Below are 676 nucleotides of genomic sequence, written 5' to 3'. Positions count from 1 at the left end.
GTGCAGGCAGGAGACGTGCTCGGTCGCGCCCCAGTAGCGGCCGTAGGCGACACCGCGCGCCGCATCGACGCCGATCAGCGACACCGCGATGCGCACGCCGTCTTTCCACGCGACGAACAGCACCCAGTTCTGCGGCATCGTGCGCGCCATGCGGGCGAAGAAGTCGCGCGTGAGGTAGGGCGTGGAGTGGTGGGCGCGGTAGGTGCGCACGTAGCAGCGGTAGAAGAAGTCCCACAGCTCGTCGTCGATCTCGCGGCCCACATGCGTCGTGAAGCTGACGCCGGCCTCGGCGACGCGGCGGCGCTCCTGCTGGATCTTCTTGCGCTTCTCGCGCTGCAGGCTGGCCAGGAAATCGGCGAACCCGTCATACGGCTGCGGCTCGCGGTTGACCCAGTGGAACTGCACGGTGCTGCGCATCATCCAGCCCATGTCGCGCGCGGCCTGCTGGTCAAGCGCGTCGAGGAACAGCAGGTGGGCCGACGACAGCTTCGCGTCGTGCGCGATGCGCATCATCGCGGACAGCAGCGCGCGGCGCGCGCCGTCGTCGCGCGCCATCAGCCGCGGGCCAGGCACCGGCGTGAACGGCACCGCGCCGAGCAGCTTCGGGTAGTAGCGCAGGCCGTGGCGCTGGTAGGCATCGGCCCAGGCCCAGTCGAACACGTACTCGCCGTACGAA

1 protein-coding gene is annotated in these 676 nt (G+C 69.7%); it reads right to left on the bottom strand.

The window, feature by feature from the left end; translation table 11 throughout:
- Positions 1-676: GNAT family N-acetyltransferase (locus tag AC1D15_RS35825; protein WP_477829831.1), on the bottom strand; the 676-nt coding region annotated here is incomplete at both ends.

It is taken from the genome of Rhizobacter sp. P2_H2, from assembly GCF_056403375.1.
The sequence above is the reverse complement of the archived record's forward strand: the minus strand, read 5'-3'. Positions and strand labels throughout refer to the sequence as shown.